The following is a 19,796-nucleotide window of genomic DNA, read 5'->3' on the forward strand; positions in this document are numbered from 1 at the left end:
CAGGAGTGAACCCACCATGTCCCAGCACGTCTTCAAGCGCGCCGGTTTCCTCGCCGCCACCGTCGGTGTCGCCGGTCTCCTCGGTGCGGGCGTCGCCTCCGCGCACGTCACCGCCAACGTCTACGGCGCGCAGCCGACGAAGGGCGGGTACGCGGCGATCGTGTTCCGCGTGCCGAGCGAGGAGAAGGACCCCATCACCACCACGAAGGTGGCCGTCGACTTCAAGGCGGACTACGGCATCGGCTCGGTGCGGACCAAGCCGGTCCCCGGCTGGACCGCCGAAGTCACGAAGTCGAAGCTGCCGACGCCGATCACCAAGGACAACGGCACCCAGATCACCGAAGCCGTCACCGCGGTGACGTGGACCGCGCAGGCGGGCAGCGAGCTCAAGGCCGTGAACTACCAGGAGTTCGAGGTCAGCTTCGGCCCACTGCCGACCAATGTGGACCAGGTGGAGTTCCCCGCGCACCAGACCTACAGCGACGGCAAGGTCGTCGACTGGAACCAGGCGACCCCCACGGGCGGCGAGGAGCCGGAGCACCCGGCGCCGTCCGTCAAGCTGGCCGCGAAGGCCGCCGAAGGTGACGAGCACGCCGGGATGTCGGCGGACACGGCGTCGACGACCGGTGAGCATTCCGAAGCCGCCGCGGCGACGTCGGACAACACGGCCCGCTGGCTCGGCGGGGCGGGCCTGCTCGTCGGGGCCGTCGGCCTCGGCGTCGGAGCCGGCGCCACCATCCGGGCCCGCAAGGCCACGGCGAAGCCGGGAGGCAACAGCTAATTGCGGAGGGCGCTGGGCGGGGGGGGTTGGCGGGTGGGGCCGGTCCTCGGCACGGCCACCCCGGCGCTGGCGCACAACGTGCTGATCTCTTCGGACCCGGCGAACGGCTCGTCCGTCGCCGCCGGCCCGCAGAAGATCAGCCTGACGTTCGACCAGTACGTGCAGGGCGCGGACGTCAACCAGATCGCGGTGACCGGACCCGGCGGCGGCCAGTGGGCCGAGGGACCGATCAGCGTGGTGAACAACGTCATCAGCGCGCCCCTGCGGCCGCTCGGCCCGGCCGGGAAGTACACCATCGGCTACCGCGTGCTGTCCGCGGACGGCCACCCGGTGACCGGTGAGCTCACGTTCACCCTCACCTCGGCGGGCACCGGCACGCCGGCGACCGTCGACGCGGCGAAGTCGCCGGGCAGCTCGTCGTCCGCGGCCCCGCAGTCCGGCTCGACCGGCGTGCCGATCTGGGTCTGGATCGCCGGCGCGGTCGTCCTGCTGGCGATCGGGCTGACCGTGGCCCTACGGTCGGGCGGCAAGGCCGTCGAAGAGAAGAAGTAGCGATGACCCAAGCCGAGACCACCGCGAAACCCCGCTATTCGACGCTGCTGTGCGTCGTGACGGCGGGCCTGCTCGGCGCCCTGATCGGCGTCGCGCTCATGGCCACCACCCCGGTCCCCGGCGTGGTGCAGCCCAGCGCGGTGGTCTCGGCCGGCATCCCCCTCGTGCGAGTGCTGCTCGACCTGGCCGCGGTCACGACCATCGGCCTGGCGCTGCTGTCGGTGCTCGTCGGCTACGACCGGCCGAAGCTCACCGAGCCGATCATGCGGCTGGCCCGGCCGGCCGGCGTCGCGGCCGCGCTCGTCTGGGCCACGACCGCGGTCGTCGCGCTGATCCTGCAGACCGCGGAGTTCAAGCCTGGCTCGTCGACGCTCTCGCCGGGCGACATCGGCGACTACATCGCGGCCGTCGGCGCCGGCAAGGCGCTCGTCATCGTCGCGGTGCTCGCGCTCGTCCACGCCGGGATCGGCGCACTGGCCCTGCGCTTCGGCGAGAAGGTGCCCGCCGAGGTCCGGGTCGGGCTCGGCCTGTTCGCGCTGCTGCCGCTGCCGGTCACCGGGCACGCGTCGAACTGGAACTACCACGACTACACGATGATCTCGATGGAGCTGCACGTCATGAGCGCCGTCGCCTGGACCGGCGGCCTCGGCGCGATGACCGTGCTCCTCGTCGCCAACCGGACGCTGCTGGCGCACGCGCTGCCCCGGTTCTCGAAGCTCGCGACGCTCTGCCTGGTCCTCTCCGCGGCGACCGGTCTGTTCAACGGGCTCGTCGAGATCTCGCTCAACCCGACCATCGGGTTCTGGGCGGCGATCTTCACGACGCCGTACGGGCAGCTCTTCGTCCTGAAGTTCCTGTGCACCGGGGTCATCGCGCTGCTCGGCGCGTACACCCGCTTCCGGCTGCTGCCGCAGATCGTCCGGCACAACCGGACGGCGCTCGCCGCGTGGGCGACGCTCGAGCTGACCGTCATGGGACTGGCGTTCGGTTTCGCCGTGGTGCTGACGCGGGCGCCGGTCGTCGCGTCCTGAAAGCCCTTCCCCGCTGGTAGAGCCGGTCTCAGGTCACGGCGAGTAGCTGCAACTTGCGCATTGGGATGAGGGGTAGACCATTGGGGGCGACCTGTCGGACCGAACTTTCTACCCAGAGCTGACCGCATTTCGGAAGCGACGAACGGTCATTTGCCGTCGTCGAATGCACGTGCAGATTGTGGCGCCGGTCACATGAAGTGACAGATCACGGTCAGCGGTAACGGGTCCACCGCGAGTCCGTCCGGGCGTTCCGGAGATCGTCCAAACGGCGGTAGAGCTCGGGCCGAACCCGCGGGCGGCTGCGCAGGATCGGCAGCACGCTCGTCGTCAGCTTCAGCTCGCGGATCGCCCGGAGCACGGCGAACCCGGACCACGACGTGACGTCGAAGCCGTACGCCGCGGCGAACGTCCGGTAGCGCACCGCCGGGTCCCCGAACCGCTCACGGCCGACGGCGAGCGGCGTCAGGTCCCACTCCGGCGGGCCGACGCACGACGAATCGAAGTCGCAGAGCACCGGCCCGTCCGGACCGGGGATGACGTTGCCCGGGTACGCGTCGCCGTGGACCAGGCCCCTGGGCAGCGGGAACTCCAGCTCGGCCAGCGCGGCTTCGAGCTCGGCGCAGCGGTCGAGCAGGAACTCGCGGTCGCCGGCGGTGAGCTCTTCGGCGTCGGACACCCGGGCCCGGACCGCGGCGAACGGCGCCCACTCGGCGAGACCGTCGGGCGCGGGCAGCGCGTGCACCTGGCGCAGCAGCCGGGCCAGGTCGGTGGACGTCGCCGGCCGGCCGATGCTCGGCACCTGGTGCCACACGGTCACCAGGTGCTCGCCGACCGGCAGCGGCTGCTCCATCGAGCCGAGCAGCCGGATCGCGGGGACGTCGTGGCGTTCGAAGTGCCGGGCCACGCGCACCACGGTTTCGACGCGGTGCCGGAGCCGGGTCGAGCCGACGATCCGGATCACGACAGGCGCGGTGACCAGCGCGTACACCGCGTTGTTGGTGAACCGCAGCAGCCGTGCGCCCGCCGGGTCGAAACCCAGCAGCGCGCACGTCTCGGCCAGTACGCCACGCAGCTTGCCGGAGGTGAACCGGCCGTCCAAGACGCCGGCGCCTTCGGCGCTATGCGGCGTAGAAAGCGTTGAGGCGGTCGGCGAGGTCACGGGCGTCGGCGTTGTTGCGGCGGCGCTCGGCCTCGTCCTGCAGAGGCCGCATGCGGTCCTTGACCCGCTCGGACTTGATGCCCTCGGCGCAGTCGATGGCCTTGCCGCCGACCTTCGCGCCGTGGTCGAGGTCGCCGTCCAGCAGGTGGTTGGTGGCCAGCGCGCTCAGCATGAACGTCTTGGAGCGGGCCATCTCGTCGTCGTAGGACTCGACGGCCCTGGTCAGCGCCGGGATCGCGTACTTCGTGTGCTCGGAGTTCTGCTGCGCGAGGACCGTGTGGACGGTGCCGACCATGGCGTAGACGTCGGTCTCGGTGAAGAACTTCACCCACGACTCGGCCTCGGCCAGGTTGGCGCGCTCGAACTCGTCCTTGCTCCGGCCGAGCAGCTTCACCGCCTGCTCCTCGTTGCCCATCATCGCGTAGGCCCAGGCCTCGTTCGCGCAGAGCACGGAAACCGCCAGCTCGGAGCCGGATTCCTGGGCGGCGATCTGGCCCAGCTGGAACAGCTTCAGCGCGTCGTTCGGGGCGTCCTGGTGCAGGTAGACGCGGCCCATGCGGTAGAGGACGTTGGCCACCAGCGGGTGGTTCTCGCCCTGCTTGGCCAGGTCCAGCGCGTTCGCGAAGTGGCCGCGGGCGGAGTCCATCAGCCCGGTGTCGAAGGACGTCCAGCCGGCCAGCGAGTGGAGGTCGGCGAGCGCCACGTACAGCCGGTTCTTGACGATGTCCGTGCCGTGCGCCTCGAGCATCTGCTGTCCCCAGGACAGCTGCGCGACGACGGCGTCGCGGCAGAACCCGCCGCCGTACTGGTAGTCCAGCGCGCGGAGGGCGCGCGTGGCGGCCTCCACCTGCCGCACGTCGGTCATGCCGATGCGCCCGGGCGCCGGCGTGCGCGCCGGCCCCGCCGACCACGTGCCGGATTCCGGACCGAACACCGCCGCACCCATCGTGACCTGGGCGGCGTGCGCGAGGAACCTCCGTCGCTTCACGGACTCGTCCTCCTCAGCCTGCTGGCCGTCGGCGGAGCCGACGACGCGTATCGCCGTGGCCTCGTCGTAGGCGAGGCCCATGTATCCACGGGGGACACCCAGGCCGTCGGCGATCCGCGTGAGGACGTCGTAGGCCATGACCTGGCGACCCTTGAGGATCTCCGACACCTCGGACTGGGATTGGCCGGTCATCGCGGCGATCTGGCGCTGCGAGACACCGTGCTTGCGCAGGAGCCGGTAGACGGCGCTGATCTCGCGGGACGCGAGAGCCGCTCTCATCTCCGGCTGCTCCCACGCGTCAGCGGGAACTGCGTGGCTCTGCCGGGCGTCGGCACTGCCACCGTTACTGGCGTCCATCGCGCCCCCTCCACTGTCCGGTCGGGCGTCTGTGAAACAGCGTAGGCAAACCTGCGGAACCGTGTGAACAGCCGAACTGGTGCCCTGATCGGTCCGGGCGAAGTCCGTTGACCGCTTACCGTGGAACCTGGTCCGGTCACCGCTATGACGCCATTTCGACCTTCTATCGCACCCGGTTTCACCTCACTGTAGTTGTCAGATCTCCGTCACCGCCCGGACACCGGCAGCGATCACGGAGAGCTACGAAAACCGCAGTGCTTATGACAAGGCGATGTTGCAGAAGGCATCTTCAGAGCCCCGAGGGGTTCGGAGACGGCACGACAGAGCGGAGAAGGGCGTGGAGTTCGTGGACTCGTTCGCAGTAGGGGGACATGCCGGAACGGCGACCCGCGCCGTGCGGCCGGTGGTCTCTCCCATCTCCGCCGTCCGCCCGGTCACCCCCGCCGCCGCGGTGGACCCCCGCACCGCGAACGTCCGGCACTACGAGGGCGGTCAGCTGGTGTGGCGCGTGCAGTGCGGCGACCTCATCAGCCGCGAACGCGCGGTGACGGTGTTCGTCGAGGACAACCAGGTGGTACTGGTCTCGCCCCCCGGCGAGACCGCGCGGTTGACGTCCGGCCAGCTCGGACAGCTGCGCGCCGCGCTCAACGAAGCCGCCAAGATGGCGGAAAGGTAACGGTGAGCTGACATGGATCAGGTACTCGGGCAGGTCCTCCGCAATGCGGTCTGGGAGCGCCTCGACATGCTGACCGACCTGGCGAACCGCGCCGACGCCCAGTCGCTCGTCTCGGTCGCGCGCTCCGAACTCCCCCGCTTGACGGAGGCGTGGCGCGCGATGCTGAAGATGCACGAGCCGGACGAGCGCGGCGACTGCCCGACCTGTTCGACCCGGTGGCACCGCTGCAAGGCGCCGTGCTCGGTCTGGCAGGTCGCCCACGAACACCTGGTGGCCGGCGGGCTCGCTCCGCAGCAGCAGGCCTCCACGGACAGCCGCTTGCAGGGCCGCCGCACCAGCCCGGTTCCGGCGCAGGGACGGCCGGCCCCGGCCCCCACCGCGGCGGAGACCACCGGTCGCCACGCGCTGGTGAACCCGCGCCGAGCGGTCACGGCCTGACGGACCCGGGCCGTCGCCACCTCCCGCGGTGGCGGCCCCGGACCCCGTTCCGCCCCCGATCCGGCGACTGCGGCCGGGCCGATCGCCCCATCGACCCGTGCCGGCTCTCGCCCGGCCGGGGACTGTTTCGCCCGCACCCCCGAGCAGCGCGAACCGGTCCCCGGCCGCCTCACCCCGGTCCCCATCGCGATTAATCGAAAAAATTACGCGTTAGGCCTAGCCCAGGCGGTAATCCCCCGCTAGATTGATCATCGAAGAGGCCTGGACCACTGGTTCGCCTCGACGTGACCCGCCTGTGAGCGGCCCCTGAATTCCGCGGGCCGGTGCCGTTGCACTCCCCTCCCCCGACCGGCACCGGCCCGCGGTTCCATTTCTCTAGCGAACTGCCTTCACCCGCAGCACGAGCACCGCGGCCAGCAGCGTCGCGACGGCCGAAGCCGCGAACAATCCCGAGTAGCCGCCCAGGTAGGCGAGCACGAGCGGGGTCAGCAGTGGCGCGACCACCTGCGGCAGCGAGTTCGCGATGTTGATGACACCCAGGTCCTTCGCGCGGTCTTGCGCCGTCGGGAGCACCTGCGTCAGCATCGCCAGCGCGACGGCCATGTACGCACCGAAACCGACGCCCAGCAGCGGGGACGCGGCGAGCGCGACCGGCCAGCTCTGCCAAATGACCAGCAGCAAAGCGGCCAACGCCATCACACCGGACGCCGCAAGGACGTATGGCTTACGCCGTCCGGACTTGTCGGAGAAGTGGCCGGCGAGCACGGCACCGATGACGAGCGCGACGCCGTACAGCCCCATCATGATGAGCAGCCCCGTATCGGGGTCCTCGTAGTGCACCGCGTCTTTGAGGAAGAACAGCAGGTAGAGCGTCCCGAACGCGTTGCCGAGGTTGATCATGAAGTGGCACGACCACGCCCACGCGAAGTCCGGGTGCCGGCGCGGCGAGACCCACAGGTTGCGCAGGACCTCGCCGGCCTGCGACGACGGGCGGAACTCGACCGGCAGCCGCGCGTCCGGCGTCCGCAGCACGAAGAACGCGGCGCCCACGACGACGATCACCGCGCAGACCGCGTACGCCAGCGGAATCCCGGCGATGCCGAGCATCACGACGACCACGACCGCGCCCAGCACCGTGCCGAGCATCTGAGCGATGCCGACGAGCCCGCCGACCTGCGCGCGCTGCCCCACCGGGACGCGGTCGGCGATGGCGGACATGAGCGTGGCGAGCATGCCGTTGAGCCCGGCCTGCACGAGGCACCAGCCGACGATCAGCAGCGCGACGTTCGGCGCGAAACCCAGCACCAGCAGCCCGGCAGCCGCGACGGCGGCGCCGATGACCGTCCAGGGGTGGCGACGGCCGAAGCGCGAGCACGTCCGGTCGGACAGCAGCCCGACGGCCGGGTTGACGACCAGCGCCACTATCGCGCCGACACCCATCACCAGGCCGAGCACGAACTCCTTGTTCACCTGGTCGAGCAGTTCGGCCTGCTGTGGCAGCAGCACCTGGATCGGCGCGTAGATCCCCAGCCAGAGCGCGATGTTCGCGAAGAACAGCAGGCTCATCCAGCCGGGGCGCACCCGTACGACGGGCTCGGCGAGGGCTTCCGGCAGGCCGGTCGCCTCGGTCGTCTCACTGCTCATCCCGCACCAGCTTCCGATACCAGTGGAACGAGTCCTTCGGCGTGCGCCGCAAGGTTTCGTAATCGACGTGCACCAGGCCGAAGCGTGGCGCGTAGCCCTTGGACCACTCGAAATTGTCCATCAGGGACCAGCAGAAGTAACCCCGGACGTCGACGCCGGCATCCATCGCCTCGCGCAGCGCGACGAGGTGGCTGTGCAGGAAGTCGATGCGCTCGGGGTCGTGCACGCCACCGTCTTCGGCGACGACGTCGGCGAAGCTGCAGCCGTTTTCGGTGATCTGGACGGGCGGCAGCTTGTCGCGGTAGCGCCGGTGGAAGTCGAGCAGCAGCTCGCGCAGGGCGTGCGGGACGATCGGCGAGTCGTTGGTCGTCATCGGATAACCCTCGATCGGGCGAAGGTCGAAGGGCAGCGGGTTGCCCGGGCTCGGCTTCGCGACCCCCTGCGGCTCGTAGTAGTTGACGCCGTAGAAGTCGAGCGGCTGCGCGATGGTCGGCAGGTCGTCGGCGAACCCGGCGGGGAGGTGCTCGTGGAGCTGCTCGGGATAGCTGCCGAGCAGCACGGGGTCGGCGTAGAGCCGGTTGAGCAGCGCGTCGAGCCACTCGGCGGCTGCTTCGTCCTCGGCGGAGTCGTCGGACGGCCAGATCGGCGAGTGGTTGTTGGCCGTGCCGACCTCGGTCGCGCCCGCCGCGCGGAGGGCCTGGACGGCGAGGCCGTGGGCGAGGTTCTGGTGGTGTGCGGTCGGGATGGCGTCGAGCAGGAGGGTTTTGCCGGGCGCGTACTCGCCGATCGCGTAGCCGAAGATGGACATCACCATCGGCTCGTTGAGCGGAATCCACAGCTTCACCCGGTCGGCGAAGCGTTCCCCGAGGATGTGAGCGTATTCCGCGAAGCGCTCAGCGGTCGTGCGGGAGAGCCAGCCGCCGTCGTCTTCGATCGCCTGCGGGGTGTCCCAGTGGTAGAGCGTGACGGCGGGAGCGATTCCGGCTTCGCAGACGGCGTCGATGAGCTTGTCGTAGAAGCCGAGCCCCTCGGGGTTGGGTGCGCCCTTGCCGTCGGGCTGGATGCGAGGCCAGGCGATGGACATCCGGTAGGCGCCGACGCCGAGCTCCGCCATCAGGGCGATGTCTTCGGGGTAGCGGTGGTAGTGGTCGGCCGCTACGTTTGCGGTCTCATCGCGGGCGATCTTGCCCTCGGTCGCGGTGAACGTGTCCCAGATGGACGGTCCGCGCCCACCTTCGCTGGTGGCGCCCTCGATCTGGAACGCCGAAGTCGAAACACCCCAGAGGAAGCCGGGCGGGAAGATCGGGTTCTGCACCGGTGCTGACCCTTTCGTCAGGCCACCCTTCTGGGTGAACATGAAAAGTTCTCATATACTAGGTCTTCACTCGTCCGTGGGGAAGCCCGTCGGCACGATAAAGTCCCAGATCAGACGAGGAGGAGTGCCGTGTCCGACATCCAGGCCGCGAAGGTGCCGGCAGAAGCCACCCCCTTGCGTCGCCAGCCGGTCCAGCAGCGAAGCGCGAAGCGGGTCGAGCAGATGCTCGACGCGAGCGCGGCGTTGATCGACGAGCTCGGCTACGACGCACTGACGACGACCTTGATCGCCAAACGAGCGGGCGTGGCAGTCGGTTCGCTGTACCAGTTCTTCCCGGACAAGCGAGCGGTCGTGCAAGCGCTTACCGCCCGCAACCTGGACCGGTTCGTGGGCGCGGTCAACGAGCGCCTGAAGCAGCTCGGGCCCGAGCACTGGTGGGACGTCGTGGACTCGATCCTCGACATCTACCTGGAGATGCACCGATCCGTGCCGGGCTTCTCCAAGGTCCACTTCGGCGACATCATCGACCGGCAGCTGCTGGACGAGACCCGCGACAACAACGCGGTGCTCGTCGATTCGCTGACGGACCTGGTGGCGACGCAGGTGGATCGGCCGGTGGAGGACCTCCGGTTCGCGATCGGCATCGCCAACGAGGTGGCCGACGCGTTGCTGAAGCTGGCCTTCCGGCAGGAGCCGAGCGGGGACGAGAAGATCGTCGCCGAGGCCAAGTACGTGGTGAAGGGGTATTTGGCGGCTCGGTTCGGGGAGCAGTCCTAGCTGTCCACAGAAGTTGTCCACAGGTATGCACAGCTGTGGACAACCTCTGGGTCAGCCGAAGTTCCGGTGCTCGCCCCGGTACGTCGGGACCGTTCGCTCCACCCGGTCGCCCATCACCAGGTGGTAGTGCGTGAAGCGTTCCGCCAGCTCGCCTGCCTTGGCGTGCCTCAGCCAAACCCGGTCGCCCAGGTTCAAGGTGCGGGCCGCTCGGCCCGTCACCGGGGTCTGGACTTCGCCCGCTCCCTCGAAACCGAGGAACTTCAGGCCTGTCGGGAGGTACGGCGTCGGCTGGCGCGAAGGACCCGTGGGCCCCGAAGCGATGTAACCGCCGGAGTACAGCGTGGCAATCTTGCGCGTCGGGCGGCGGACCACCGGCAACGCGAACAGCGCCGCCGGGCGGGGCTTGAAACGCGTGTACCCGTCGAAGAGCGTCGGGCCGATCAGGCCCGAACCCGCCGCGATCTCCGTGACCACCGCGTCCGCGCCCGTGGACTCGATGCTTCCCGTGCCGCCGCCGTTCACGAACTCCAGGGGCGTCACCGCCTCGACCGCGCGGACCGCTTCGCCGCGACGGCGGTTCAGCTCCGCCGCCGAACGGCGTTGCATCCAGCCGATCACCGCCTGGTTCACCCGGCGGCCCACCGCGTCGCCGAGGCCGGCGATCTGACCCTCGTACGCCATGACGCCCACCAGGCGGAAACCCGGGTGCGCCACGACCTGCTGGGCGAACGTCGACGCCTGCTTCGGCGTGAAGATCGGGGAACGCCGGGTGCCGACGTGGATCCCGGGCACCGGGCGCCACGACGCGTCCAGCTCCAGGCACACCCGGATCTCCGGGTGGCCATGGCCGAGGGCGGCGTCCACCAGGTCCAGGTGCTCGGGCGAATCCACCATGATCGTGATCGACGCGCGAGCGAGATCGGACGCGGCCAGGCGGCGGAGCGCCTCGTGGTCGGCCGTCGGGTAGGCGACGACGACGTCGTCCGTCGTGCCCTGCTCGACGTGCCAGATGGCTTCCGCCAGCGAGTAGCACATCAGGCCCTGGAAGCCCGGCATCGCGAGCACGCGCTCCAGCAACGCCCGGCAGCGGACCGACTTGCTGACGACGCGGATGGGCTTGCCCGCCGCGCGGCGGTGGAGGTCGTCCGCGTTCGCGTCGAAGGCAGCCAAGTCGACGACGGCCAAGGGCGGATCGAGGTCCTTGGTCGCCAAGTCGTACACCGTCGCACTGGTCACGAGGTCTAAAGTACGACACGAAGGCTTGAAACGCGAATACTGTTCACATACTGTTTCGGGCACTCGACGGATGAAGGGTGCGCGCGCATGACCCGGTGGACCAACTGGGCGGGCACGGCGTCCGCCTCGCCACAACACGTTCACCAGCCGCGCAGCGCGGCCGAGATCGCGGCGGCCGTCGAAGGCATCGCCGCGGCCGGCCGCACCGTGCGCCCCTGGGGCAGCGGACATTCCTTCACCGCGATTGCGGTCGCCGACTCCGACGCGCTCGACCTGCGCCACTGGACCGGCATCGACCGCGTCGACCTCGAAACCGGCCAGGTCACCGTCCGCTCGGGCACCACGATCAAGCAGCTCAACGCCGAGCTCGACGTGCTCGGGCTGGCCATGACCAACCTCGGCGACATCGACGCACAGACCATCGCCGGCGCGATTTCCACCGGCACCCACGGCACCGGCGCGCGCCTCGGCGGCATCGCCACCCAGATCGCCGCGCTCGAGCTCGTCCTGGCCGACGGCTCGGTCGTCACCTGTTCGGCGGAAGAAAAGCCCGACCTCTTCTCGGCCGCCCGCGTCGGCCTCGGCGCGCTCGGGGTGATCACCACGGTGACGCTCCAGTGCGAGCCGTCGTTCGTGCTGCGCGCGCAGGAACGGCCGGAGCCGCTGGAGCAGGTCCTCGAAGGCTTCCACGACTTCGCCGACCAGAACGAGCACTTCGAGTTCTACTGGTTCCCCTACGGCAAGAACGCGCTGGTCAAGCGCAACAACCGGTGCGAGACCGCGGAGCCGCTGAGCAAGGTCCGCGAGTTCGTCGACTACCAGATCATGGAGAACGTCGCGTTCGGCGGACTCTGCCGTACGGGCCGGCTGATGCCGCGGCTCGTGCGCCCGCTGAACAGCTTCGCGTCGAACATGCTCTCGGCGCGCGAGTACAGCGACATCTCGCACCGCGTCTTCGTCACCGCGCGCAACGTCCGCTTCACCGAAACGGAATACGCTGTTCCACGTGAATCAGTGCTCGACGTGCTCGCCGAACTACGGGCCGTAGTGCCGACGCTGAAGGACCCGGTGATGTTCCCGGTCGAGGTGCGGGTCGCCGCGGCCGACGACATCTGGCTGTCGACCGCGCAGGGCCGCGACTCCGCCTACATCGCCATCCACCAGTTCACCGGCATGCCGTACCGCGAGTACTTCAGCGCGTTCGAGAAGATCGCCGGCGCGGTCGGCGGCCGCCCGCACTGGGGCAAGATGCACGACCTCGACGCCGGCGTCCTCCGCTCGCGCTACCCGCACTTCGACGACTTCCTGCGCGTGCGCAAGGAAACCGACCCGAACGGCGTCTTCACGAACACCTACCTGGACCGGGTGCTGGGCCCGGCCTAGAAGAGCGCCGAGACCGATTCGCCGTTGTGGATCCGGCGGATCGCCTCGGCCATGGCCGGCGCGATCGACAGGATCTTCAGCTTCTCGGTGCGTTCCTCCTCCGGCACCGGAACCGTGTTGGTGCAGACGATCTCCAGCACCTCCGCCCGGCTGCCGATGCGCTCGATGGCCTTCGCGGCGAACAGCCCGTGCGTGCAGGCGACGCGGACCGACCGCGGCTCCAGCTCGGTGAGCTTGTCCAGCAGCTCGATGACCGTGCTGCCCTTGGCGATCTCGTCGTCCAGCACGATGACGTCGCGGCCGGTGATCTCCCCGATCACCGAGCTGATCTGGACGCGGTCGTCGGGGAAACGCTCCTTCGCGCCGGCCGCGACCTGGACGCCGAGCAGCCGCGCGAAGTGCGACGCCTCCTTCGCGTTGCCCAGGTCGGGTGAGACGACGGTGGTGCGCGAGAGGTCGTACTGGCGGAAGTGCTTGGCCAGCTCCTGCAGCGCGTGCAGGTGGTCGACCGGGACGCTGAAGAAGCCGTGGACCTGCGGCGAGTGCAGGGTCATCGCGAGCACGCGGTTCGCGCCGGCGGTCGTCAGCAGGTCGGCGACCAGCCGGCCGCCGAGGGAGATGCGCGGCGCGTCCTTCTTGTCCGAGCGCGCGTACGAGTAGTGCGGCATCACGGCGGTGATCCGCGACGCCGACGCCCCGCGCGCCGCATCGAGCATCAGCAGCAGCTCGACCAGGTGCTCCTGCACCGGCTTCACCAGCGGCTGGATGATGAAGACGTCCCGCTCGCGGCAGTTCGCCTGCAACTGGACCTCGAGGCAGTCGTTCGCGAACCGCCGGATCTCCGTCGGCTGCAGCGGGATGCCGAGGTGCTCACAGATCTCTTCGGCCAGTTCGGGGTGCGCGCTGCCGCTGAAGACGGCGATTTCTCTCGATGCCTGAGTGATCACAGTGCTGAAATCGCCTTACTGATCGCGTCTTCGCCGGAAATCAGTTCCAAGGTCCGCCGCGCCGTCGCGGGCGTGTCGAGCAGAGCGACGAGCACCGCGGCGACGTCGTCGCGCGGCACCGGGCCGCGGCCGGTCTTCCCGGCCAGCAGGACCAAGCCCGTGCCGGCGTCGTCCGTGAGCTGCCCCGGCCGGAGGATCGTCCAGTCGAGGTCGCGGGCCTTGAGGTCGTCTTCCGCCGCGCGCTTGGCGCGCAGGTAGTGGCGGAACTCCTCGGTGACGTCGGGGTTGTCCGGGTTGTCGGCGCCCATCGAACCGACCTGGATGTGCCGCCGGACTCCGGCGCGCTCGGCCGCTTCGGCGAACAGCGCCGCGGCACCCCTGTCCACAGTGTCCTTGCGGGCGGTGCCGCTGCCCGGGCCGGCGCCGGCCGAGAAGATCGCCGCGTCGGCGCCCTTCAGGACCTCGGCGACGGCGTCCACATCGGAGCTCTCCAGGTCGAGCACGACGCCTTGGGCGCCGGCGGCCTCAAGGTCCGCCGCGTGGGCGGGGTTCCGGATGATCCCGACCGCTTCGTCACCGCGCGCGGCGAGCAGCCGCTCGAGCCGCAGCGCGATCTGACCGTGTCCACCTGCAATGACGACTCGCATGAGCCCGACCCTAGTAGGGATCGATCAAGACCGTCAGTCGAGGGAAGCGGGGGCCTCGGCGGTGCGGAGCAGGTGGTCGTAGACGAGCTCGTTCACCAGGCGGGAGACCGGGTCCTCGGCCAGCAGGACGCGCTCGGTGCGGCCCTCGAGGTCGAGGTCGACGACCGCGTTCGGGTCGGCCGTCACGACGGCGAGGCCGTACGCGCGGGCACGCGGCAGGCAGTTGCCGACGTAGTCCTCGGTGAGGACGGCCGGCGACGGCAGCACCATCGCGGCCTCGCCGTAGCGGGCGAACGGAACCGCGGAGGCCATCGCGGTGCGCCAGTGGCGCGCGACGGCCAGGACGCCGACGATCTCGGCGGCCGGGGCGGGGGCGGTTCCGGCCAGCTCCGGCCAGGTCCAGGTGTCGACGGTGGCGCGGTCGGCCACCGGGCCGGCACCCATCGCGATGCGTTCGGCGTGCACGTCGGTGCGAAGCTTGGCGACCACGCAGACCTTGCGGCCGAGGATCGTGGTCTCGGGGAGGACGACGCCGTTCCAGCCCAGCTGGGCGGCGGCGGTGCGGGCGAGTTCGTCGACGCTCGCGGGGAGCTCGATCGGCGGCACCACCCGGCTCGGCATCGACCGGCTGCGCTTCGCGCCACCGGCGACCGTCGAGCGCTCGGTGTTCTGAGGTGTAGCCGCCACGAGTCCGCCTCCTTCTAACCTGCACCGCTTCGTGACCGGTGAAAACCGGCACCCAATCTGTCTAACAGCGTGGCGGCGCGGCGTCGCCGGGTAGTGCGAGTGGCTGCGATCGGCGGCGCCCAGCGGTCGATGACCGGTCGGTAGGCGGTCATCCGACTTCGGTCGAACGGTGCGGCCAACCGAGTGATCGCGAGGTGAGTGGCACTACCGTCCGCCCGCGACCGACTACCGGGGGCAGGAATCGCGCTTCGCGCCCGACTGGTCCGTTCGGCGCAACCCGGGGAAAATCCACAGTGGACGCAGGCCGCTGAGCTGCGCATGTCCACCGTCACCCACATGGCGGTGACTTGCGCCGCAGCGGCGCCGGGCGCCCCGGACTAAAGTTACCGATCAGTCACTTAGTCGTCGCCGTGGAGGACCGATGCGCTCCCCGAAGGACTTCTTCGCCCCGCTCGCCCTGGGCGCGCCCGCCCCCGTGCGGGAGATCCCGGTGACGCCGTCCCGGATGATCCACTTCTTCGACCCGGGCAACGAGAAGATGGCCGCGAAGGTGCCGGACATCGCGAAGAAGGTAGACGTCCTGCTCGGCAACCTCGAGGACGCCGTGCGCGCCGACCGCAAGGAGGCCGCGCGCGCCGGGCTCGTCGCCATCGCCAAGGCCAACGACTTCGGGAAGACGCAGCTGTGGACCCGGGTCAACAGCCTGGATTCGCCGTGGGTGCTCGACGACCTGGTGACGCTCGTCACCGAGATCGGCGACAAGCTCGACGTGATCATGGTGCCGAAGGTCGAGGGCGCGCAGGACATCCACTACGTCGACCGCCTGCTGGCCCAGCTCGAAGCGCGCGCCGGGCTGACGAAGCCGTTGCTGGTGCACGCGATCCTCGAGACGGCGAGCGGCGTGGCCAATGTGGAGGAGATCGCCGGCGCGAGCCCGCGCATGCAGGGCATCTCGCTCGGCCCGGCCGACCTGGCCGCGAGCCGTCGCATGAAGACGACCCGCGTCGGCGGCGGTCACCCCGGCTACCTGGTGCGCACCGACCCGATCGGCGACGACCTGACCGAAGGCCGGACGACCTACCAGCAGGACCTCTGGCACTACACGGTCGCGCGGATGGTGGACGCCTGCGCGATGCACGGGATCCTGCCGTACTACGGGCCGTTCGGGGACATCCGCGACGTCGTCGCGTGCGAAGACCAGTTCCGGAACGCGTTCCTGCTCGGCTGCGTCGGCGCGTGGAGCCTGCACCCCGTGCAGATCGACATCGCGAAGAAGGTGTTCTCGCCTTCGCCGTCCGATGTGGCCTGGGCGCGCAAGGTGATCGCCGAGATGGGCGACGGCACCGGCGCGGTGATGATCGACGGGAAGATGCAGGACGACGCGTCGGTGAAGCAGTGCCGCGTGGTCGCCGAACTGGCCGACGCCCTCGCGGCGGACGACCCCGAGCTCGCGGCCGCCTACGACGCCGCCACCAAGGAGATCCTCGGATGACCGAGCTGAAGCCGAGACGTTCCGTTCTCTACATGCCCGGCGCCAACGAACGCGCGCTGGAGAAGGCCAAGACCATCCCGGCGGACGCGCTGATCCTCGACCTCGAGGACGCCGTCGCGCCGGACGCCAAGGAAGCCGCTCGCGAGCGGGTGTGCGCGGCCGTCGGGAACTACGGTTCGCGGGAAGTGACGATCCGGGTCAACGGCCTGGACACCGAGTGGCACGACGCCGATCTGCGCGCGGCCGCGTCCGCCGGCCCGGCCGCGGTGGTCGTGCCGAAGGTGAACTCGGCGTCCGAAGTGCACAACATCGAGCGCGCGCTGGAACTCGGCGGCGCGCCGGAGCACACGAAGATCTGGGCGATGGTCGAGACGCCGGTCGCGATGCTGCACGCCGAGGAGATCGCGGCGGCGTCCGAGCGGCTGACCGTGCTGGTGATGGGCACGAACGACCTGGCCAAGGAGCTGCACGCGGAGTTCGTCCCGGGCCGCGGCCCGCTGCTCGGCGGGCTGTCGCTGTGCCTGCTGGCCGCGCGCGCGACCGGCAAGGTGATCCTCGACGGCGTCTACAACGACGTGAAGGACCTTCCCGGGTTCGAAGAGGAATGCGTCCAGGGCCGCCAGTACGGCTTCGACGGCAAGACGCTCATCCACCCGGGCCAGGTCGAGCCGTGCAACCGGATCTTCGCGCCGTCCGAAGCGGAGATCGACCGGTCTCGGCGGATCATCGAGGCCTTCGAGAACGCCGGCAGCGGCGTGGTCACTGTGGACGGCCGGATGATCGAGAACCTGCACGTCGACAACGCGCGGCGAGTGTTGGCGCTGGCCGAGGCCGTCAAGAGCTGACGGCCTCGGGCCGGTTCACTTCGGCAGGTCGTCCGTCCACTCGCCACTCACCGCGTACGTGTCACCGTTCGCGTCGTGGGCCGGTTTGCCGTCCGGGCCCAGGAACACCGACGAGCTGTCCACCTGGCCGGTCGCGGGGTCGACGACGAGACGGCCACCGCCGGGGAGCCGGACGCCCTTGCCGTCGGGTAGCCCGGTCACGCCCGGGTACTCGGCGACCGCGCGGAACGCCGCCGCCCGGACCGCAGGGGGCGACGGCACGACGGAGACCAGGTCGATCAAGGACTGGAGCACCGCCGTGTCCCGCTGGTTCGCGGGGGTCCCGTGCCGCGTCAGCCCCTCCGCGAGCCAGTCACGCAAGGCCGCCGGATCCGCGGGCAGCGTCAGGATCGTGCTGAGGGTGAGGTCGTCGTCGCCGTTGATCCGGATGGGCCGGGCGCGGGGCAGGAGCTCGGCTTTGCCGTGGGTGTTCTCGCCGCGGTACCACTCCTGCCCGTCGGTGGTCGTCCAGTACTCCCAGGTTGCCTTGCCCACCTTCGTGGTCGTGTGCCAGTACTTGCCGGTGCCGACCTGGGCGTGCTCGGCGGCCGTGGCCGCCGCCAGCAGGATCTGCCGGCCGGGGTCGACCGGCGCCACGGCCTGGGGAGGCGGCGGTGCGGCCGGCGGACCGGGCACGGTCGTCACCACGACCGCGACGGCCGCCGCGGCGGCGGCGAGCCCGGCGCCGATCGCCAGCGGGCCGACGCGTCGGCGGCGGCCGCCGCCGAGCATGTGGTTCTGCAGCCGGTGCCGGCTGCGGTCGGCGACGTCCTGGGCGGGCTCGTCGGGGGTCAGCGCCGCACGCAGCGTCTGCAGGTCATTCATCACGCGCCTCCTGGGCGAGTACGGGGGTGAGCTTCTTGCGGGCGCGGCTGAGCCGGGAGCCGACCGTGCCCGGGGAGATGCCGAGTGCCTCGGCGACTTCCGCGTACCCGAGGTCGGCGAGAGCGACCAGCAGCAGGACGTCACGCTCCCCCGCGGTCAGCCGCGACAACGCTTTTCCCAGCCGACCGGCGTCGAGGACGCGGTTTTCGTGCCCCTCGGTGGGCCGGGGCACCTCGAGCCGCGAAAGCGCGCGATAGTGCCGGGCCTCCTTACGGCGATGCCTCGACACCAGGTTCGTGGCGATGCCGAACAGCCAGGCGCGCAGGTCGCCGCGGGTGGCGTCGAACGTCTTCCGGCGGTCGAAGGCGACGAGGAACGTCTCGGCCGCGACGTCCTCCGCCGCCTGGGCGCCGAGCCGTCCGGCGACATACCGGTAGATGGCCGCGAAGTGCCGGTCGTGCACCTCGGTGAACAGCTCGGTGCCGAGCACCGGGGCCGCCGTCATGTGGCTGCCTCTGTCATGGAGATCCTTCCCGTCGGCGACAGTTCCACCACCACTTCGCCGCGGGCCCGGATCTTCTTCCCTATCCGATCGGCCAGGGCCGCTGCGGCTCGCGAAGGCGCTCGTATGCGGCCGCGACGCGCAGGACGCCGACGTCGTCGAAGCGGCGGCCGGTGAGCTGGAGGCCGATCGGGCGGCCGTCGTCGGTGTAGCCGCAGTTCACGGACACCGACGGCTGGCCGGACATGTTGTACGGCACCGTGAACGCGATGTGCTCGAACGGCCTCGCCGGGTCGTTCGTCGGGGACGCCCACTCCGCCGGCGGGGCCGCGACCGGGCACGTCGGGGACAGCACGACGTCATGAGGAGCCGTCGCGCGCAGGGCCGCCACGCTGATCACGTCGATCTGGGCGAAGCCGCGGTAGACGTCCACTCCGGACACCTCGGCGCCGCCCGCGGCCCAGTCCGCGATGTACGGCAGGACCTTCGCGCGCCGCTCCGCCGACAGCCCGAGCATGTCCGACCACGCACGCGTGCGCCAGAAAACGTCCAGGCCGCTGAGCATGTCGCGGGTGAGAAACGGGCCGACGGGCTCGACGAGCGCGCCCGCGGCTTCGAAAGCCCTCGCCGCGGCCGTGACCGCGTCGCGCGTCGCCGGGTCGACCGGGAGACCGACGCCGGGGTCGAGGTGCAGGCCGACGCGCAGTCCTTCGAGGGAGCCGTCGAGGGAAGACCACGGCAGGTCGGCGGGCGGCAGGCTCAGGTGGTCACGCGCGTCCGGCGCCGACAGCACGCTCATCAGCAACGCCGTGTCGGCGACCGTGCGGGTCATCGGGCCGGCGACGCGGCCGAGGAACGGCGGGGCGACCGGCACGCGCCCGAAGCTCGGCTTCAGCCCGACCAGGCCACACCAGCCCGCGGGCAGCCGGATCGAGCCGCCGATGTCGGTGCCGACGTGCAGCGGGCCGTACCCCGCCGCGGCCGCCGCACCCGCACCCGCGCTCGACCCGCCCGGGCTCGCGGACGTCACCCACGGGTTCCGCGCCGTCTCGTGGAAGCTCGACAGCCCGGACGTCAGCATCCCGTAGTCCGGCATCGTCGTCTTGGCCAGCAGCACGCCGCCGGACTCGCGGACGCGCGCGGCCGCCGGTGCGTCCTCGGCGGCCGGGACCAGCGCGGTCGCCGCCGTGCCCAGCGGCACCGGGGTGCCGCGCGTGGCGATGTTCTCCTTGAGCGTCAGCGGGACGCCGTCGATCGGGCCCAGTGGTTCGTCGGACGCCCAGCGAGCTTCGGACGCCTTCGCGTCATCGAGAGCCGCCGAAGGGTCGTACGCGTACAACGCGTGCAACTCAGGCTCTCGCGCCTCGATGCGCGCGAGAACGGCTTCGGTCACCTCGACCGGCGAGAGCGTCTTGGCGCGGTACTGCGCGACGAGGTCGACAGCGGTCAGGTCGGGCAACTCAGGCATGAACGCT

General features: G+C 70.4%; 20 protein-coding genes. 9 read left to right on the forward strand and 11 right to left on the reverse strand.

Annotated features, from left to right (window positions below; translation table 11 throughout):
* The first annotated feature begins 16 nt into the window (after nucleotides 1-16).
* Genes QQ657_RS18180 through QQ657_RS18190 form a run of 3 tightly spaced genes read left to right on the forward strand, consistent with a single transcriptional unit; the run spans nucleotide 17 to nucleotide 2,364 of the window.
* Nucleotides 17-781: a YcnI family copper-binding membrane protein gene (locus QQ657_RS18180; protein WP_284743352.1), complete on the forward strand. Its 765-nt coding sequence runs from the start codon at nucleotides 17-19 to the stop codon at nucleotides 779-781.
* The gene (locus QQ657_RS18185) at nucleotides 782-1,333 is read left to right on the forward strand and encodes a copper resistance CopC family protein (RefSeq protein ID WP_434056749.1); all 552 of its coding nucleotides are present in this window, start codon (nucleotides 782-784) and stop codon (nucleotides 1,331-1,333) included.
* 2 nt (nucleotides 1,334-1,335) lie between these two features.
* Nucleotides 1,336-2,364 (forward strand): copper resistance D family protein, encoded by a 1,029-nt coding sequence (locus tag QQ657_RS18190; protein ID WP_284743354.1) that lies wholly within the window; start codon nucleotides 1,336-1,338, stop codon nucleotides 2,362-2,364.
* A 211-nt stretch (nucleotides 2,365-2,575) separates the two neighbouring features.
* Here the strand turns inward: QQ657_RS18190 and QQ657_RS18195 are convergent, their stop codons facing one another.
* Together QQ657_RS18195 and QQ657_RS18200 are read right to left on the reverse strand one after the other, a co-directional pair.
* Complete coding sequence (locus QQ657_RS18195) at nucleotides 2,576-3,463, reverse strand: aminoglycoside phosphotransferase family protein (protein ID WP_284743355.1); 888 nt, start codon at nucleotides 3,461-3,463, stop codon at nucleotides 2,576-2,578.
* Between the two features lie 19 nt (nucleotides 3,464-3,482).
* Complete coding sequence (locus tag QQ657_RS18200) at nucleotides 3,483-4,868, reverse strand: helix-turn-helix transcriptional regulator (protein ID WP_284743356.1); 1,386 nt, start codon at nucleotides 4,866-4,868, stop codon at nucleotides 3,483-3,485.
* Between the two features lie 337 nt (nucleotides 4,869-5,205).
* On the opposite strand from QQ657_RS18200, the gene QQ657_RS18205 reads away from it, so the two are divergent.
* Together QQ657_RS18205 and QQ657_RS18210 are read left to right on the forward strand one after the other, a co-directional pair.
* On the forward strand, nucleotides 5,206-5,544 hold the full coding sequence (locus QQ657_RS18205; RefSeq protein WP_284743357.1) for a hypothetical protein: 339 nt from the start codon (nucleotides 5,206-5,208) through the stop codon (nucleotides 5,542-5,544).
* 12 nt (nucleotides 5,545-5,556) lie between these two features.
* A complete protein-coding gene (locus tag QQ657_RS18210) occupies nucleotides 5,557-5,982 on the forward strand; it encodes a hypothetical protein (protein ID WP_284743358.1) in 426 nt (141 codons plus the stop codon).
* A gap of 375 nt (nucleotides 5,983-6,357) precedes the next feature.
* On the opposite strand, the gene QQ657_RS18215 is transcribed toward QQ657_RS18210, so the two are convergent.
* Both QQ657_RS18215 and QQ657_RS18220 read right to left on the reverse strand, forming a co-directional pair.
* Nucleotides 6,358-7,626 carry an MFS transporter gene (locus QQ657_RS18215; RefSeq protein WP_284743359.1) on the reverse strand — a complete coding sequence of 423 codons (1,269 nt, stop codon included), beginning with the start codon at nucleotides 7,624-7,626 and terminating at the stop codon, nucleotides 6,358-6,360.
* On the reverse strand, nucleotides 7,616-8,941 hold the full coding sequence (locus QQ657_RS18220; RefSeq protein WP_284743523.1) for a GH1 family beta-glucosidase: 1,326 nt from the start codon (nucleotides 8,939-8,941) through the stop codon (nucleotides 7,616-7,618). The genes QQ657_RS18215 and QQ657_RS18220 overlap by 11 nt, the downstream gene beginning before the upstream one ends.
* 129 nt (nucleotides 8,942-9,070) lie before the next feature.
* On the opposite strand from QQ657_RS18220, the gene QQ657_RS18225 reads away from it, so the two are divergent.
* Nucleotides 9,071-9,718, forward strand: a complete 648-nt coding sequence (locus tag QQ657_RS18225) for a TetR/AcrR family transcriptional regulator (protein ID WP_284743360.1) — start codon at nucleotides 9,071-9,073, stop codon at nucleotides 9,716-9,718.
* A 51-nt stretch (nucleotides 9,719-9,769) separates the two neighbouring features.
* On the opposite strand, the gene QQ657_RS18230 is transcribed toward QQ657_RS18225, so the two are convergent.
* Complete coding sequence (locus QQ657_RS18230) at nucleotides 9,770-10,954, reverse strand: amino acid deaminase/aldolase (RefSeq protein WP_284743361.1); 1,185 nt, start codon at nucleotides 10,952-10,954, stop codon at nucleotides 9,770-9,772.
* Between the two features lie 87 nt (nucleotides 10,955-11,041).
* On the opposite strand from QQ657_RS18230, the gene QQ657_RS18235 reads away from it, so the two are divergent.
* Nucleotides 11,042-12,337, forward strand: coding sequence for a D-arabinono-1,4-lactone oxidase (locus QQ657_RS18235; RefSeq protein WP_284743362.1), 1,296 nt, complete (start codon nucleotides 11,042-11,044; stop codon nucleotides 12,335-12,337).
* Here QQ657_RS18235 and QQ657_RS18240 read toward each other — a convergent pair.
* The 3 genes from QQ657_RS18240 to QQ657_RS18250 are packed head-to-tail and all read right to left on the reverse strand — an operon-like array spanning nucleotide 12,334 to nucleotide 14,618.
* Entirely contained in the window at nucleotides 12,334-13,284 is a 951-nt protein-coding gene (locus QQ657_RS18240; protein WP_284743363.1) for a ribose-phosphate diphosphokinase, read from the reverse strand. The genes QQ657_RS18235 and QQ657_RS18240 overlap by 4 nt on opposite strands.
* The gene (locus QQ657_RS18245; RefSeq protein WP_284743364.1) at nucleotides 13,281-13,931 is read right to left on the reverse strand and encodes an SDR family oxidoreductase; all 651 of its coding nucleotides are present in this window, start codon (nucleotides 13,929-13,931) and stop codon (nucleotides 13,281-13,283) included. The genes QQ657_RS18240 and QQ657_RS18245 overlap by 4 nt, the downstream gene beginning before the upstream one ends.
* A gap of 33 nt (nucleotides 13,932-13,964) precedes the next feature.
* Entirely contained in the window at nucleotides 13,965-14,618 is a 654-nt protein-coding gene (locus QQ657_RS18250; RefSeq protein WP_284743365.1) for a hypothetical protein, read from the reverse strand.
* 421 nt (nucleotides 14,619-15,039) lie between these two features.
* Here QQ657_RS18250 and QQ657_RS18255 point away from each other — a divergent pair, with 421 nt between their 5' ends.
* Together QQ657_RS18255 and QQ657_RS18260 are read left to right on the forward strand one after the other, a co-directional pair.
* A complete protein-coding gene (locus tag QQ657_RS18255) occupies nucleotides 15,040-16,110 on the forward strand; it encodes an HpcH/HpaI aldolase/citrate lyase family protein (RefSeq protein WP_284743366.1) in 1,071 nt (356 codons plus the stop codon).
* Nucleotides 16,107-16,955 carry an HpcH/HpaI aldolase/citrate lyase family protein gene (locus QQ657_RS18260; protein WP_284743367.1) on the forward strand — a complete coding sequence of 283 codons (849 nt, stop codon included), beginning with the start codon at nucleotides 16,107-16,109 and terminating at the stop codon, nucleotides 16,953-16,955. The genes QQ657_RS18255 and QQ657_RS18260 overlap by 4 nt, the downstream gene beginning before the upstream one ends.
* A gap of 15 nt (nucleotides 16,956-16,970) precedes the next feature.
* Here the strand turns inward: QQ657_RS18260 and QQ657_RS18265 are convergent, their stop codons facing one another.
* The 3 genes from QQ657_RS18265 to QQ657_RS18275 form a co-directional block, all read right to left on the reverse strand.
* Nucleotides 16,971-17,819, reverse strand: coding sequence for a CU044_5270 family protein (locus QQ657_RS18265; RefSeq protein ID WP_284743368.1), 849 nt, complete (start codon nucleotides 17,817-17,819; stop codon nucleotides 16,971-16,973).
* Complete coding sequence (locus QQ657_RS18270; RefSeq protein WP_284743369.1) at nucleotides 17,812-18,324, reverse strand: RNA polymerase sigma factor; 513 nt, start codon at nucleotides 18,322-18,324, stop codon at nucleotides 17,812-17,814. Before QQ657_RS18270 ends, QQ657_RS18265 begins: the two co-directional genes overlap by 8 nt.
* A gap of 79 nt (nucleotides 18,325-18,403) precedes the next feature.
* Nucleotides 18,404-19,789 (reverse strand): amidase, encoded by a 1,386-nt coding sequence (locus QQ657_RS18275; protein ID WP_284743370.1) that lies wholly within the window; start codon nucleotides 19,787-19,789, stop codon nucleotides 18,404-18,406.
* Nucleotides 19,790-19,796: the final 7 nt, after the last annotated feature.

This window comes from Amycolatopsis ponsaeliensis (assembly GCF_030182635.1).
GTDB classification, from domain to species: domain Bacteria; phylum Actinomycetota; class Actinomycetes; order Mycobacteriales; family Pseudonocardiaceae; genus Amycolatopsis; species Amycolatopsis ponsaeliensis.